The 16,491-nt window shown below is 34.4% G+C and carries 14 protein-coding genes; 5 read left to right on the top strand and 9 right to left on the bottom strand.

Annotated elements, in window-relative coordinates; genetic code table 11:
* Positions 1-40 precede the first annotated feature (40 nt).
* Both Q0845_RS16070 and Q0845_RS16065 read left to right on the top strand, forming a co-directional pair.
* Complete coding sequence (locus Q0845_RS16070; protein WP_298515299.1) at positions 41-715, top strand: ZIP family metal transporter; 675 nt, start codon at positions 41-43, stop codon at positions 713-715.
* A 154-nt stretch (positions 716-869) separates the two neighbouring features.
* Positions 870-1,949 (top strand): alcohol dehydrogenase catalytic domain-containing protein, encoded by a 1,080-nt coding sequence (locus Q0845_RS16065; RefSeq protein ID WP_298515298.1) that lies wholly within the window; start codon positions 870-872, stop codon positions 1,947-1,949.
* A 79-nt stretch (positions 1,950-2,028) separates the two neighbouring features.
* Here the strand turns inward: Q0845_RS16065 and Q0845_RS16060 are convergent, their stop codons facing one another.
* From Q0845_RS16060 to Q0845_RS16040, 5 genes are all read right to left on the bottom strand, one after another.
* Positions 2,029-3,015 carry a DUF4837 family protein gene (locus Q0845_RS16060; protein ID WP_298515296.1) on the bottom strand — a complete coding sequence of 329 codons (987 nt, stop codon included), beginning with the start codon at positions 3,013-3,015 and terminating at the stop codon, positions 2,029-2,031.
* A gap of 25 nt (positions 3,016-3,040) precedes the next feature.
* Positions 3,041-4,684, bottom strand: coding sequence for a LysM peptidoglycan-binding domain-containing protein (locus Q0845_RS16055; protein WP_298515294.1), 1,644 nt, complete (start codon positions 4,682-4,684; stop codon positions 3,041-3,043).
* A 211-nt stretch (positions 4,685-4,895) separates the two neighbouring features.
* The gene (locus Q0845_RS16050; protein WP_298515292.1) at positions 4,896-6,578 is read right to left on the bottom strand and encodes a S41 family peptidase; all 1,683 of its coding nucleotides are present in this window, start codon (positions 6,576-6,578) and stop codon (positions 4,896-4,898) included.
* Between the two features lie 237 nt (positions 6,579-6,815).
* Complete coding sequence (gene pgk, locus Q0845_RS16045) at positions 6,816-8,003, bottom strand: phosphoglycerate kinase (RefSeq protein ID WP_298515288.1); 1,188 nt, start codon at positions 8,001-8,003, stop codon at positions 6,816-6,818.
* An 11-nt stretch (positions 8,004-8,014) separates the two neighbouring features.
* A complete protein-coding gene (locus Q0845_RS16040) occupies positions 8,015-9,079 on the bottom strand; it encodes a DUF2652 domain-containing protein (RefSeq protein ID WP_298515285.1) in 1,065 nt (354 codons plus the stop codon).
* A 273-nt stretch (positions 9,080-9,352) separates the two neighbouring features.
* Here Q0845_RS16040 and Q0845_RS16035 point away from each other — a divergent pair, with 273 nt between their 5' ends.
* The 3 genes from Q0845_RS16035 to Q0845_RS16025 all read left to right on the top strand — a co-directional run bounded on the left by Q0845_RS16035 (position 9,353) and on the right by Q0845_RS16025 (position 11,209).
* On the top strand, positions 9,353-9,706 hold the full coding sequence (locus Q0845_RS16035) for a dihydroorotase (protein ID WP_298515283.1): 354 nt from the start codon (positions 9,353-9,355) through the stop codon (positions 9,704-9,706).
* Positions 9,707-9,785: 79 nt separating this feature from the next.
* Positions 9,786-10,946, top strand: a complete 1,161-nt coding sequence (locus tag Q0845_RS16030) for a DNA polymerase III subunit delta' (RefSeq protein ID WP_298515280.1) — start codon at positions 9,786-9,788, stop codon at positions 10,944-10,946.
* Positions 10,947-11,026: 80 nt separating this feature from the next.
* Complete coding sequence (locus Q0845_RS16025) at positions 11,027-11,209, top strand: hypothetical protein (RefSeq protein WP_298515277.1); 183 nt, start codon at positions 11,027-11,029, stop codon at positions 11,207-11,209.
* Here Q0845_RS16025 and Q0845_RS16020 read toward each other — a convergent pair.
* The 4 genes from Q0845_RS16020 to Q0845_RS16005 form a co-directional block, all read right to left on the bottom strand.
* Positions 11,206-13,806 carry a TonB-dependent receptor plug domain-containing protein gene (locus tag Q0845_RS16020; RefSeq protein WP_298515275.1) on the bottom strand — a complete coding sequence of 867 codons (2,601 nt, stop codon included), beginning with the start codon at positions 13,804-13,806 and terminating at the stop codon, positions 11,206-11,208. The two genes, Q0845_RS16025 and Q0845_RS16020, sit on opposite strands and share 4 nt — an antisense overlap.
* Positions 13,807-13,863: 57 nt before the next feature.
* Positions 13,864-14,787 carry a FecR family protein gene (locus Q0845_RS16015; protein WP_298515272.1) on the bottom strand — a complete coding sequence of 308 codons (924 nt, stop codon included), beginning with the start codon at positions 14,785-14,787 and terminating at the stop codon, positions 13,864-13,866.
* A 53-nt stretch (positions 14,788-14,840) separates the two neighbouring features.
* Complete coding sequence (locus tag Q0845_RS16010) at positions 14,841-15,353, bottom strand: RNA polymerase sigma factor (protein ID WP_298515270.1); 513 nt, start codon at positions 15,351-15,353, stop codon at positions 14,841-14,843.
* A gap of 450 nt (positions 15,354-15,803) precedes the next feature.
* On the bottom strand, positions 15,804-16,475 hold the full coding sequence (locus Q0845_RS16005) for a hypothetical protein (protein ID WP_298515268.1): 672 nt from the start codon (positions 16,473-16,475) through the stop codon (positions 15,804-15,806).
* Positions 16,476-16,491 lie beyond the last annotated feature (16 nt).

The following is a 16,491-nucleotide window of genomic DNA, read 5'->3' as shown; positions in this document are numbered from 1 at the left end:
AAACCTGATTCTTTAAAAAAAGAACCCAATTAATATTGTCATGAATAAGTATTTACTTCCAGTTATTGCCATCGTTATAGGTGTTATGATTGCTTTGATCACCAGAAAACAAAAATCAATAGGCACTAAGCTATTGTTATCGTTTAGTGGTGCATTTTTATTAGCACTAACACTTTTTGATTTATTGCCAGAAGTGTATCATCATTTAGAAGCCAAGCAAACGGGACTTTTTATCATGTGCGGAATCTTATTGCAAATTATTTTAGAATTTTTATCTAAAGGTGTTGAGCATGGTCATGTGCATACACATACAGAAGGAAATGAGTTTCCGTGGATACTATTTATAAGTCTTTGTATTCATAGTTTTTTTGAAGGATTTCCTATTCATCAACATAATGACATGGTGTATGGTGTATTGATTCATAAAATTCCGATAGCGGCATTGATAACTACATTTTTGTTTCAATCTAGCTATAGCAAAGTTCAAATTATTGGTTTCTTGGTCGTATTTGCTATAATGACACCTTTAGGTACTTACATATCTAACAATACTGTTTTGGCAACCGAATATATAGATATTGTGAATGCCGTTGTGATTGGTATTTTTTTACATATTGCGACAACTATTCTCTTTGAAACTGGTGAAGGTCATACGTTCAATGTATCAAAACTAGTAGTGATCTGTTTGGGTGTTTCCGTTGCTCATTTTATCTAAATGTCTTCAAAAACTTGATATAGATCAAGCTTTTTTCTTAACACTAGTCATTTTAATCTCTTTAAATCTAACCCAACTTTGCCATAGTATTAAGTAACAAATAGTTGTGTTCAACTAAACCTTAATCTTATTAAAAACAAAAAAATTAAAATATATGAAAGCAGTAGTTTATAAAGAACGAGCAAAAATTGAAGTCGTGGATATACCAAAGCCACAATTAGTAAAAGATGATGATGTTATTGTACGCATTACACTTGCAGGTATTTGCGGAGCAGATTTAGAATTTACCCAAAACGGACCTGAAATGGGTTTATTTAAAGGCATGCGAATAGGACATGAATTTGTGGGTGTTGTAGACCAAGTAGGGAAAGATATTCATAGTTTAAAAGTTGGAGATCGTGTGGTAGCTTCCGCCATGTTTATTGATGGAGAATGTCATTACTGTAAACGTGATTTACATTCGGCATGCGAACATGGAGGTTTGTTTGGTACGCCATTATTTGCTGAGCATGGAGGTGACGATATTCAAGGAGGTCAATCTGAATTTATACGTGTTCCTTATGGTAATACGTCACTATTTAAGCTTCCTGAAGGTTTAAGTGGCGATGAGCACGATACAAAAGTGCTTCCATTAGGAGACAATTTTGCAACAGGATATCATGGTGCATTAAATGCCAATATTAAGACTGGAGAAACTGTAGTTGTTATTGGTGATGGTGCAGTAGGTCAAAGTGCGGTAATGGCTGCTACATTATTTGGCCCATCTACTATTATTCTTGTAGGACGTCATGAAAGCCGATTGGAATTAGCAAAAACGGTTGGAGCAACACATGTAGTGAATTCAAAAAATGAAGATCCTGTAGAATTTGTAAAATCGCTCACTGACGGACGAGGCGCAAATTCTGTGATTGACACTGTTGGTAATAAAATAGCAATTGCACAAGGTATGGAAATGACTCAGGCGGGCGCATCGATCAGTGTTTTAGGATTTGGGCATCTTTATGAACCTGTTGAGCAACCGTATTCATCAGCCTTGTTTAGAAATATTACGATTCATACAGGTGTTGTAAATGTAGCTGCATATGTAAAAAAATTACTTCCATTGGTAGAAAGAGGTGTTATTGATCCTAGTGCAATTTTTACTGATATTTTACCCTTATCAGAAGCAGAAAAAGGCTATAATTTAATGCGTGACCGTTCATCAGGAACTCTTAAAGTTGCATTGCGACCTTAATATTTCACAATAGAAATTATAAAAAAAGCACCTAATTTTTAAACTTAGGTGCTTTCTGTGTTTTATATGATTTTAGAATTTACTTCTGAATCTTCAATGATTTTAAAATCGCTTCAATTTCAAACATAAAATCTCTTTTGTCTTCCGATGGTGCAAAGGTAAATCCTTCAATAACCATTAAACGATTGTGCTCTTTATCTTCTACCACATAATTGATAAAAGGACCTGCCATTTGGTAGCCATATACTTCCCACATTCCTTTGGTTTCAAATGCAAATTTATTGTCTACTGTAGCTTCAAATAAATAAGGCGCATAGGCTTTTTCAGTAATCATATACATGGTTTCCGGATCTCTTCCTGGCACATAAGCTTCTCCGATAGAATCGCGCATTTTTATAATTGCATCAATCGTGGTATCGTCTTTTGGAATACTTCCTAGTGGCATTGTATAGGCAATAATATTCATGGTTCCAGTTTTCACTTTTCGCTCAAACCAAACAAAGTTGTCTTCCTTTTTTACCATGTTATAAACGGAAGGAATGTTGAGTGAAATTCCAAATGTTTCTTGCAATGCCTTGTCTTTATTTATAGACTTTCGGATAAATTGCTGTTTTGAAATAAGCTCATTTTCTTTAAGCGTTTTTATGGAACTTTTACCATTTTCGCTTAGCTGCTCTACAATTTCTTGTTCATTTCCTGAAACATAGATAATTTTTTGAGGCTTAGCGTATATGTTTCCACGTATTTTATATTTCTTTTTCTTGGATTCCTTTACCATTAAAACACTTCTGTATTTGGTCACTGCTCCTTTAAATACTTCTGGATTTAAATGTCTTAGTGAAAAAATAGGTTCTTCCATAGGTAAACCATCCGTTGGTACTCCATAAATGCTACGAATACTGTCACCTATTCTTCCTTTCCACTGATCGCTATCCATCACAACCGCTATCATGTTTACTGTTCCAGAAGATACTGGCAAATATTGTTCTGCCACATCTTTATCTTTTGGGTCTTCGCATGCTGAAAATAATGCCAAGACAAATAGAAATACGTATAATTTTTTCACGTCAAATCGGTTTTATGATTGTTTACTATTTTTTAGAAACCCGCAATTTCATTCCAGGTTTTAATTTATTCCCACTAATATCGTTCCATTTTTGAATATTTTTCACAGAAATTCCAGGAAATTTTTGCGCAATGCTCCACAAAGAGTCGCCAGACTTGACCGTATAGGTTTTTGCGTTTCCATTATTTTTTTTCGTTTTGGATGGTTTTTTAGTCGCAAAACCAGGTTTTCGAGGATATACGGTTAAGCGTTGTCCAATTCGCAATCGGTTTGAGCGGAGTCCATTCCATCGTTTTAAGTCGCTCACACGCACTCCAAATCGTCTTGCAATTTTCCCTAAATAATCTCCTTGGCGAACACGATATCGTGTACGTTTATCCATTTCAAAAAGTTGTGGCAATGGTTTTTCGCGTTTGGCGAGTTCTTCTTTTGCTAAATCATAAATAGCAGCTTCATTGTTGACAAACTTTCCAACTTCCTGAACAGGCAATCGCAATGTATAGTTTCTTCCTTTTATGTGTGGAATGATGTCTAGTTTATACGCCGGATTGAAAAATTGTAAATCTTCTACTTTTACGTTTAAGACTTCTGAAATTTGATCGAACGTCAATATTTGTTTTACACGAATGGTATCGGTTGCAAAATGCGGCACTTCTATTTTTTCAACCTGAAATCCGTGTTCGTCTGCATATTCAAAAATATACATGGTTGCTAAGAATGCTGGTAAATATCCTGCTGTTTCGCGTGGTAAATTTGAACGAATATTCCAATAATTTACATATCCGCCAGAGCGTCGTATAGCTTTTGATACATTTCCTGGTCCTGAATTATAGGCGGCTAATGCCAAATCCCAATCGCCAAATATTTTGTATAAACTGGCTAAATATTGACAAGCGGCTTTGGTTGATTTTTCAGGATCGCTACGTTCGTCCACATACGAACTCACATTTAAGTCGTATTGCTTTCCTGTTTGATACATAAATTGCCATAATCCTGTGGCACCAACACGTGAACGCGCTCGTGGATTTAAAGCAGATTCTACAATGGCTAAATATTTTACTTCTAATGGAATGTTGTAATTGTCCAATTCTTGTTCAAACATTGGAAAGTAATATTGACTGATTTTCATCAATCGTTCCATAGATTTTTTACGTCTTTTTAGAAATCTACGAATCACACTTTCCAACGACGGATTGTACTCAATATTGAAAGGTGTTTTTGCATTCAATCGTGCCAAACGCGCTTTTAAGGTATCTGTTGGCAATTCTTGATATACTACAGGATCATATTCTAATTCAGAAATTTCTTTGTGAATGGTATCAAACAATGCTGCTCCACCAAGCTCACGAAGCCATAAACTATCAATTTTAGCTGCCATTTTGTTGTCTAACAGCTTATAGTTTTCATCTACCTTGTTAAGTCCATTAAAACCTTCCAAAGCCGTTTTCGTACTATCCAATTGCGGAAGTGCATCATCAAATGTACGTTTGATTTCGTTTTTCGTATCTAGATAAATAGTATCCGTCATGATGGTTTTCTTGCCATCAAGAATGATTGTGTCTTTTACTATCTTAAACGCAGGTTTTTTTATTTCCGGCTTTTTTTCATCTTCTTGGGCAATTCCTATAGAAGCCAGTAATAAAAATACAATGCTCACTAAATATTTCATGTATGTAGGTCGTTTTATCGTTTTTATACAAATTTCTATGTGTAGAAACGTGATTGCTGCTAAATTCGTGTTTTTTCTTCGAATTTTGAAATTCACACATATTAAAAAAGTCTAACTACAGGAATTAGACTTGGTTTTAGGGTTCGTTTTTATTGAAATTTTACTCAATAATTTAAGTTTTAAATTCGCTATAAACTTGCTGTTAAGTGATTTATTCTAAGATTTCAAGGGCTTTCTCCATCATCATATCTCTTTCTGGTTGCGAAGCCATTTGGGTTACTTTATAATCTATTTTTACTCCTTTTCGTTGCACATTGGTTCCATCAGGATAAAAAGCACCCATACTCGTAAAGTTTATGGCTGCTCCTTCTGGCATAGGAATGCTTGTGATATTCATAACTGCGCCCAAAGTTTCTTCTCCAATAGTGATACAGTTTGGACTATTTTGAATGGCCATAGAAATGTATTCTGCTTGACTTATGGTCGATTTATTTACTAGTAAGATTACTTTTCCTTTGTAATAGTTTTTATTTTTTCTTCCTCCCGAAAACGGATCTGACACAAAATTTAAAGGCGCTTCCGCATCGTATTCTCCTAAACCAGGCACTTTTGTGGGAAATAATACTTTGATAAATTTACTTCTATCTGGATAGAGCCATTTGGTCAATTTCGGCAGCTCTACATGTTGCGGATATTTTCGCAAGTCAAAAATGACAGCTTCGTATTTTGCTGCTTTTTTTAGGAGTTTTTTTAAATCGTTTTTTTCTAAGTATCCTAATCCGATATAGGCTGTTTTAGGTGTGATTTCATAGAATTTCTTTCCATAAAACGCTTGTTTTGGTAGGCTTTCCTTTTGCTTATCAACTTCCATTCGGTCAAATAATTGAATCGTTTTTGATTCACTTGTATCATTGTTAGCATTTGTATAACGTATGTTGATTTCATTTCTATTTTCTTGATATAAAGCAATTGATTCCGCTCTATACATCAATGCGTTTTCATGTGCATGATTGTAAAAAGTTTTGAAGTTTGCTTTTATGTATTCTTTGACCGTTTTGCCTTCTATTTTGGTGATCATTCCTCCGAGTTGCACACCGTTTTTTTGACAAAGTTCTTTGTTCCAGAATTTTGTAATAACCAGTGTATCATTGATATAAGTAGTTTGAAAAGGAGCTTTGTATTTAAATTTCGGATATCCGTAGGTTTTCCCGATGTAAAAGGTATGCGAATCGTTCAGCTTTGCGATGAGTTCCGTTTTTGCTTTGTCATAGGTTTTGGCGTCGTGTGCATGTAGAAATTGATCTAGTGAGTTTTCTAAAACATCATTCCAATTTTCCTCTGCTAAATATTTATTGACATCGTAATAATTGATCACATTCCAAAAGCGAAATAGTGTAAGCATTCTATGTGCTAATTTTTTAGGAGAAAAATCTTCTAGCTTTTTTTCGGCATCAAAACTTACAAAACGTGTGAGTGATTCCAATTTGGCATAGTGACCTTTGCAGTTTTTTACGTTGGCGCGCAATGCCAAAAGTGTTTGTTGAAGTGCTGGATTAAATGCTCCATTTTCAATCCAATCTAGGTTTAGATTTTTTGTGAATTTATAAGCTTCTTTTGGTTTTTTGACTTTGTTTGAAACTTCTCCATAGCTCTGAATCCAATTCAAAAAGAATGCATTTAATTCTTTTCTATCCGAGATATCTTTTAATTGTTGGAAGTGATTTAGAAATTCGACATCAATGTCTTTTTTTCCTGCCGAAAGTTCTGGATGGTGGTATTTTAAAAATCCCCATATAAGTCCAAATTCTTTGATTTTTACTTTTTCATTTACAGACTGTGCTTTTGCACTGACCATGAATAGCAAACATGCTATAAAAAGTAGTGGTTTTTTCATGTAGTTTATTTGATCGGAAAAATATAGCTAGGCAAAGAAATAGCCGTTTTTTTTAACATTTTTAACGCTGGTTAACTAGAATTTAAGTTTTCTTAAAAACGAAAAATCCCGCATAATTGCAGGATTTTTTTATGTTCAATTTAAGTATCTAATTAAAAATGGCTTATTTCATAAGCGTCTCATGAGCTCCGCTCGGTATCTACGATAATGCTCAAAGTGACAATTGTAAATTCTTTGTTACGATAAAATCGCAGCAATTCCAGGTAATGTTTTTCCTTCCAAGCTTTCTAACATGGCGCCACCACCTGTACTTACATAACTTACTTTTGGTTCAAAACCAAACTGTTTTACAGCAGCTACAGAATCTCCACCGCCAACTAAAGAGAAGGCTCCGCTTTTTGTAGCTTCGGCAATAGCTTCCCCCAAAGCAATGGTTCCTTTAGCAAAGTTTGGCATTTCAAAAACGCCTAAAGGTCCGTTCCAAAGAATGGTTTTTGATTGCGCTATAACCTCAGCAAATTTTGCTTGTGTTGCGGGTCCAGCATCTAGTCCCATCCAATCGTCAGGAATTTGTGTTACATCGACAACTTTGGTGTTTGCATCATTTGCAAAAGCATCTGCAATCACTGAATCTACAGGCAAATGAATGGTTACATTTTTTGCTGCAGCTTCTGCCATAATTTCTTTGGCCAATTCCAGTTTGTCATCTTCTACCAAAGAGTTTCCAATGCTTCCGCCTTGTGCTTTTATGAATGTAAATGTCATTCCACCACCAATAATTAGGTGATCTATTTTGTCCAAAATATTATCAATAATGGTAATTTTTGAAGATACTTTAGCACCACCAAGTACGGCAGTTACTGGTTTTTCTCCTACTTCCATCACTTTGGCAATACTTTCTATTTCTTTCGCTAATAAAAGACCAAAACATTTATTATCTGCAAAATTTTGTGCAATCACTGCTGTTGATGCATGTGCTCTGTGTGCAGTTCCGAATGCGTCATTTACATATACATCTCCATGTTTTGCAAGTTTTGCCGCAAATGCTTCATCTCCTAATTTTTCTTCTTCGTGAAAACGTAAATTTTCTAACAGTAAAACTTCGCCATTTTCTAATCCTGCAACTGCTTTTTCAGCTTCTTCACCAATACAGTTTCCTGCAAATTTTACTTGTACACCAATAATTTGTGAAACTTCTTCTACGATGTGGCGTAATGAAAATTCTTCTTGAAATCCTTTCGGTCTTCCTAAGTGAGACATTAAAACGCAACTTCCGCCATCTTCTAATATTTTGATGATGCTTGGTTTTGCTGCGCGAATACGCGTATCATCAGTTACTTGAAATTCATCATTTAACGGTACATTAAAATCGACACGAATTAATGCTTTTTTATCCTTAAAATTAAAATCGTTTAGCGTTTTCACTGGTATTGTTTTTAAGAGTTATTTGTTGTTTTAAATCCTGAATCAGCAAGCAATATAAGTTCTTTTATATTTTCGGGAACGACTTTTTTGAAGTTTTTTTTCATCAAACGTTTTAGTAAGATACCGAAAGGCTTAAAATCGACAAATATCTCAATTCGAAGGCGTGTTTTTTGATCATTTTCGGGAGTTAAGACATAATACACATTCAATTTTTTGGTGAACGGAACTTCGGTTGTCGATTCGCCATACACCAATTGATTTTTAGCAGATTTTTTGGTGACTGTCGTCGGATTGATTGCTTTTTTGTCAATTAAACATTTGTGCTTGTCTCCTACTCGATTGACTCTGTTTTTTTCGTATTCTACTTTGTCTATTCCTTTTGCCCACAACAAACGGTAATCAAAATTGCTTATGATTTCATAGAGTTCTAACACTGGCATATTGATACTTGCTTCTGTGCTATATAAGTTGTGTTTGGGCACATTGTCTGGTATTGGCGAAATTTCAGGAAGTTCGCTTTTGTAGTCAGAAAGCGATTCGTATGCATAGTTAATTGCTCCAAAATCGTAGTTGGCTTGCAATGTATGTTCTGCATTTTGAACCGTTGTTGTATCAACATCTTGTGTAAATAAAGCGTATTCTGGAATAGGCACGTCGTTTTTGAGCAATCGATGTACTTTGATGACATTACTCCCATACGGTTTGTTGGTGTCTTTTACAGAAATGAATTCTATATCGCCGTAGTGAATGATAAATTTTAAAGAAAGATTGTATACCGAAGAGCAGGCGCCACATTGACAAATTTTCTCATATTCATAGCGTTTTAAATATGTATGAAATGCCAAATACATTCGTTTGACTTGCTCTCGAATTTGCTTGATATCTACATCACCAATTCTGTAAAAAAACAAGGCATCACCTTCTATTTCTGCTAGTTGCAAACCTATGATGTTGTTATCAATCAATAATTCCAATAATTCTGAAATGATATGGCGACTGTGTTGAATGGCTGTGTGTTGTACAAATTCGGTAAATCCGGAGATGTCAGGTATAAATAGAAGCGCTTTGTCTGCCATTTTGAGAGTGTTTTTGATCGAGTTGGTATAAAGATATTGAGTTTGTCGTAATTTTTAATCAAATCCTTCAAAAACTCCTATTAATTCCACATTTTTAGAAGCTTTTCTGATTTAGAGTAAGATTCCTAGTGTTGATGGTTTTAAATCTGAAAAAGCAGAAAAATTAAAAAGAGTATGCCTTTAATGTGGATTCAAAAAAAATTACCTGCTTTCATTCCTGATTTCGCAATTTTTTATTATTTTGAAGTATGTATCAATTTTGAATGTAATCTCATGAAAAAGTATCTTTTTTTAGCCGTTATTTTTAGTTTTTTCTCAAGCGTTATGTATGCGCAAAGCTCCAATGTGAACGTAGGAGATGTTTTTACAATTGGTGAAGCTTATAATAATAATTACAAGCATATCAATTTTCCAAAAGCAAATTTTATTATCAAAAAAGGTGGAATTGCGAGTTATAAAAACATTAAAGGCGCAAAAGTTACCGTAACTTCAGTAGATGAAAAGAAAGATGGAAGTGTGATTGCTACCATTAAATTAACTTCTGATACGTCTTTTTTTAATAGTCACAAGTATGTAACTGTGAATGTTGAAGAAGCGCTTCGTCAAAAAGAACTCTTTAAGAACTAAAATAGCGTTCTATTGATAAAAGTTTTATTCTTGGATACTTTGAGTTCTATAATTCAAAGGTTACTCCTATATTTGCCACATGCTTTTCCAAGATATTTTAGGACTTACACATATTAAGAAACATTTGACCTTAAGTGCCGATCGTGGACGAATTCCGCATGCGCAGCTTTTTGTGGGTCCCGAAGGTTGCGGTACGTTACCTATGGCCGTTGCGTACGCGCAATATGTGTTGTGTAAAAATATAGATGGTGAAAATGCAGGCGGAAACGAAGCGTGTAATTTAAAATTGAACAATCTTTCGCATCCCGATTTGCATTTTGCTTTTCCTGTGGCGGGAAATCATAAAGTGAAAAGTCATCCTGTGTCCAAACATTTTTTAGAAGAATGGCGTCAATTCATCAAAGAGCAACCGTATGGAAATCTTTTTGATTGGTACAAAATGCTTGGTATTGATAATAAGCAAGGACAAATTGGTGTTGATGAAGCGCTCGATGTGGTAAAATCGCTGTCGCTAAAGTCATATGAAGGCGGTTATAAGGTAATGGTTATTTGGATGGCAGAACGCATGAATACGGCTGCGGCAAATAAGTTACTGAAATTGATTGAAGAGCCGCCAAATCAAACATTGTTTATTTTGATTGCCGAAGACGAAGAACAAATTATCAATACGATTCGTTCACGTTGTCAAATTCTACATTTTCCACCTTTGGGTGAACAAGCCATTAAAGAGTCGCTGATTAAAAATTTGAATGTTTCCGAAGCTGAGGCTACTAAAATTGCACATCAAGCGAATGGAAATTATAACAAAGCGGTTGATTTGGTGCATCAAGATTCAGAAGATTTGATGTTTGAAACTTGGTTTGTGCAATGGGTTCGTTCTGCTTTCAAAGCAAAAGGAAATAAAACTGCGATTCGCGATTTAATTTCTTGGAGTGAAGAAGTTGCCAAAACAGGTCGTGAAACTCAGAAGAAGTTTTTAGGCTTTTGCCTGAACCTTTTTAGACAAGCGTTGCTACAGAATTATACTGCTACCGATTTGGTGTTTTTTGAACCACATACCAAAGGATTCTTTTTAGAAAAATTTGCACCTTTTGTACACGGAAATAATATTTTAGATATTACCAATGAGTTGCAAGATGCTATTTATCATATAGAACGCAACGGAAATGCCAAAATCGTATTGACCGATTTATCTATTAAATTGACACGATTGCTACACAGAAAAGATCTTCCTTTGTAGTTTTTTCATTTTTTAACTTTTGTTTTGGGTTACGTTTTTCATGATGATGAACTTTAAGTTGAAACTTAAAACAATTCATTATGAAAAAACAAGCATTTAAAAAGATTCAATTAAATAAACGAACTATTTCTTCATTTGACGCACATCAAATTGGTGGAGGAAAAGCTATTAGTATTACTTGTGTTTCTTGTGATTTTGCAGGTTCAGACGATCCAACAGATCCAAATGCAGTTTGTTTGGATGAGCCAAAAAAAGAAGATTAGAAATCCACTCTAAATACTAAATTAGGAGTCATTCCTAAAGAGAATTTATCAACCGTTTCTAAACGAAATTGCACATTGTTTTCTTGGTTTAGGAACGGTCTGATTTCATAATAACGTTCTAACAAGTTATTACGATTGTAGATATTGAGTAACGAAAACCCTATTTTTCCTTTCCAATTGTTCTTTTTGTCAAAATCAAATGTATACGTCCCTGAAAAATCCAAACGATGATAGTCTGGGATGCGCGTACTGTTCGTTTCTCCAATAAAGACGAATAAGTTACCGTTAGGCTGTGTTTGAGACGTTACAGGCGTGTATGGCGTTCCTGTTCGGTAATTCCATCCAAGAGAGAATTTAAAGTTGTTTATGGTGTACGAATGTGCCCAACGAAAGTAGTGACGAATGTCATAATTCCCAGAAAATGATAGTCCGTTATTGATACGTGAAAATTCAAAGTCATTTTCTGTGAATGAATAACTCATCCACGTTTGGTAATCATTGACCTTCTTTTCAATCAATACATCCACTCCATATATTTTGCTATTCCCTTCAGTAAAGGTTTCTAAAACACTTGTGTTACCAAAACTTCTGTTTAATGATGTTAGTCCTGTAATATTTTTTTGGTAGGCATCTAAGTCAATACGCCAACCATTTTTGCTGAATAAAACTCCAGCAGAAACTTGCCTACTTTTTAATACTGGAAATTCATTTCCGTTTGCAAGAGCCCACACTTGGTTTTCCAATCCGAAGTTTATCGTATTAAATTCTAATATTTGACTTACCGCTTGGTGTCTTAATTCTCCTGAAAAATTGATACTAAAAGCATCATTTAATTTTTTCTCTATATAGAGTCTTGGTTCAAAGAATGCAGCATCTACGGTACTAAAATAATTCATTCGCAAACCTGCGTTAATGATCAACTCATTTTTATTATTGTATTTAAACGACGTAAATAGTGCATGCGAATTGTTAATACTTTCTTCTCCTACATTATACGTTTCTACTCCTTCTTCGGTACCACTAAAGCCAGAGAAACCAAAAGAGACTTCATTAGAAGAGAATTGATATCCTGATTGTAAACTACGTTTTTCATCTATTTTCCAATCGGTATTGTATAAAAACCCAATGTCTTTGATTTTGTTTCGTTTTTGATCTTGTTCTGTAGCGCCTACAATATTGCCTCGAAATGTTCCTAAGTAGTCAAAATCAAATCGTGAATAATACGCATCAAAAGTATGCGAAAAGTTAGGATTCCATTGTCGTTTCCAAAATCCACTTATACCATCATTGTTTATGCTTAGTTGGTCTCTGGAGGTTTCTTCAAAAAGATCTACTTCAGACATAAAGTCGAGTTCATTTTTTGTACGTAGGTTACTTACTGTGATTTCGTCTTTATCTGAGAGTTTTGCAATCAGTTTTATGGTATAATCCGTAAAAAAGAATTTATTTTCTGTTTCTGAAAATACATCTTCTACAATTTCGGAGCTCTTGGTAATTTTCGTATTCTGAAATACACGATCTGAAAAGTTATTATACGTAAATGTTTCCCAGATATCTGTAAATGCTCTACGTGCAGAAACCATTACACCAAGGTTTTTAGTAATTGGTACTTTTAAATACGCATCAGCATGCGTCATATTAAATCCGAATCCTCCTGATAGTTTTTCTGGCACTTTGGTATCGGTTTGAATGTCGATAACTCCTGAAATACGATCGCCATAACGGGTTTCAGTTCCGCTTTTGTACACAGAAACTTCTTCTATTACATACGGATTAAACGCAGATATTAGCCCAAAAAAGTGCCCTGAATGATACATTTTTATTCCATCCCACAAAATTAAGTTTTGATCGGGCGTTCCACCACGAATAAAGAGTCCTGAAGCAGTTTCATTTGGACTTTGAATTCCCGGTAATAGTTGAATACTTTGTAATACATCTGGCTCAGTTAACCCTGGAAGTATTCCTAGTTTTGAAGGAGAAAGAGACAAAGCTCCGTCGTTATTTTTATTGATTCCTGAAGTAAGATAGTTGCTAATTAAAACCGTACCTAGATCAAACTGACCTGCTTCCATTAAAATGGTTTCACACGGATCTTTTTGCAACTCTTGAGCTGTTAGGCGTTGTGTTTTATATCCTAGGAAACGTAGTTCTATGGTATCTGTTGGAAATGCTAAGAACAATTCAAACTTTCCGTTTGCATTGGTTACAGTTCCTTTTTTTTGTGAAATATTGACTGCTGAAGCTTCTACAATTGGTAGTTGACTTTTGGCATCGACCAAAACACCACAAACTCGTATTTTTCCTTCTTGCGTTTGACTTCGGATGATATAAAATCGATGATTTACTTTTTCAAAAACTATAGGTACTTGTTTTTGTATACGCTGAATAACAGTGTTTAAGGTAACTTCTTTTAAAGTGAATGTAATGGTTTTATTTTCGGCAAGTTCTGCTTTATAAGAAAACTTTATATCGTAGGCTTCTTCTACCTCGGTAAGTACGTTTTTCAGTGGTTCTTTTTCAAAAGAGAACGACCCATTGTTTTGGGCTAACAATGAACAGGTGATGAACAGAAAGACAACACTTAAAACACTTCTCATAAACGTAACTGTAAAACTTCATTTCGCGAATCCTTATTTTGTAAAAAGGACAGGTTCTTATTTCGCTTCTCTGAGTATAACCGTTTTTTCGCCCTTAAAAGTATATGAAATTTCCATAGGATCAAAAACTGTTCGCAACGCAAGTTTTAAATTGTTGTGTGAAAAAGTTCCCGTAAAACGTTCTGTAGTGCTTATATTTTCGAAAATAAATTGTACTTCGTATTGATCTTGTAATGCTTCAATCACATATTTTATAGGCATTTCCCTAAAATTGCTTTCGTCATTTCTCCAGCTAGGTTCGTTTGTATTGAAGCTCCAAGAACTAGTTTTTCCTTCAATAGAAGAAAATGCTTTTCCTTGTGTTAATATTTCAGTTTTTTGTGCTTTTGATGTTGCTTTAACTTTTCCTTCGTGACATTTTACTTCAAAAATAGTGTCATCATGCGTAAGAACATTGAATTGAGTTCCTAATACTTCTACAGTTCCAGAAGTTGTAGCAACTGTAAATTTTTCTCCTTTTTTTACTTTGAAATACGCTTCTCCATCAAGTGAAACCGTTCGATCCGTATCCCAGGAGTTTTCATTGAATGACAGTGTTGTTTTTGCATTAAGCATCACTTCAGAACCATCTGGTAAGTTTACTGTAATTTGCTCACCAAAACCTGTCTCAAAAGTTTCATCAGCATTTAAGTACATATATGAGAAACCAACAAATAAAAGCACCACAGCTGCCGCTGCAGTATATAACCACGAAGTGCGTAGTTTTCGGACTTTAGGGGTATGTAATTGTTGTTTTTGTTGAATTGAAGTCAACACAGATTTCTTATCAAAAGAAGGTGCTTCCATAAGGTCTACACTTTCTATGATATTTAGATAGTCCTGATGCTCAGCAGAATTTTCAAAACGGAGTTTTTCCTCTTCTGTGAGATCGTCGGCAAGCCATCTTGCTAGGAACGTATCATCATATTTTTCTTCCATCATTTGTGTTTGATTCGCTTATTAAACAGTTTCTCTGTAAAATACCCTACTTTTTTTTAAATATTTCCTATTTCTTTTCTCAATGTCACCAAAGCTTTGTGCATTCGCTTCTCTACAGCTTTTACAGAAAGCCCTATAATTTCTGCAATTTCCGCATAGGTTTTCTTATCTATTCTGTTGAGTAAGAACACTTCACGTTGTCCTTCTGGCAATTTTGCAATGGTGCGTTGTAGCTTTTCTTGAAATTCTTTTTGTCTTAATATAAATTCAGGCGTTTCATTAGAAATTTTGCTCCCTACTTGTTGTTTGTACTTTAAAACTACTTTTTTATGTGCCACTTCGTTTAAAAACATATTGTTTGCTACCGTGAATAGGTACGACTTGGCTTTTGTGAAAATAACTTTTGCACAGTTTTTCCAAAGCTTAATGAAAGCTTCTTGTACAATATCTTCAGCTTGTTGTTCACTACCGCATTTGTAATACACAAAATTCCGAAGAGTTTCGGCATGTGTATTAAAGATACTTTCATAGTGTTTTGATTCGCAAACAGATTTGTCTTCCGAAGTCATTAATTACTGGGTTATTAATTTCGTTTTCCAAAACTACGTAAATTTATTTTTAAATTTTTTTTAAAATATTGGTAGGGTATTTCCAAAGTTACCTGTTTTATCATCAAAATAAGCATAGAAAAGATATTAATCACTTAGAAATTTAACATTTCTAATACGTTCATAAAACAAATTAAGTTCAATTAAGTCGGTTTTTTATTAGTTGAAAATAAGCGGCAGCAAAGCTATTGAGATCGAGGCTAAAGTCTTTGTTGCCCTTTTTTTTAACTGAACTAAAGAATTAGGATGGGAAACGAATTGTTATGAAAAAGAAAAGCAACTATTTCGATAGTTGTCTCACAAAATTCGGGAAAAAGAAAATACATCTCAAAACCTATTTACTAGTTTTTCTTCCCTCGGTAATCTCTAAATATTACCGAGGTTTTTTTATGCCTTTTTTTAACCTAAAAGCTAAAATTTGTCTTTTATTTTTTTCTTTCTTCCCATATTGAAGATTCCTATTTTTAAACCAATACCAACAGAAAACCCTTTGATATTTTCTTTTCCATAGTAAGGCAACCGGAAAGATTCAGAGATGCGATATCGAAATCCTGCTTCTATTTGTAAAAAGCGGGAAACGTTGTAAAGTATATTTACACCAGGTTCTGCAATAAAAAAAGAATCATCATCACCAGTATCGTTTTCCAGAGGTGATTCATCAAATTCGCCATCTTCTTTTTTTTCTAGAATTGTTGCCAAGCCACCTCCAATCATTAAAGGAAATGATATACTTACGGATCTGTTTCCATAAAGAATTGGTTCTAAATGCAAGCCACCGTAACCACCTGCTAACAATACTTCATTGCCTCTGTAGATGTTGGTATTGTTGGGTTGTATACTCCCAAAAACAGTTCCTGAGAAGCCTATTTCAACCTTTCTATTAGCTACATAAGCAAATTTTATATTTAGAAAACCTGCATTTTCACCAGAGATTCTTCCGTATTGTGGTGTAACGCCTAAATAAATTCCATGCACTATGTTTTTACGATCGTCAAATTCGACATACTCGTCTGTTTCATTGGTTTGTGCAATAAGAGAATTGAAAATGAAAAGTGTGAATACTGCAGTGATTAACTTCTTCATTTTTATATTTTTTTCT

Source organism: uncultured Kordia sp., from assembly GCF_947489565.1.
Taxonomy (GTDB): domain Bacteria; phylum Bacteroidota; class Bacteroidia; order Flavobacteriales; family Flavobacteriaceae; genus Kordia.
The sequence above is the reverse complement of the archived record's forward strand: the minus strand, read 5'-3'. Positions and strand labels throughout refer to the sequence as shown.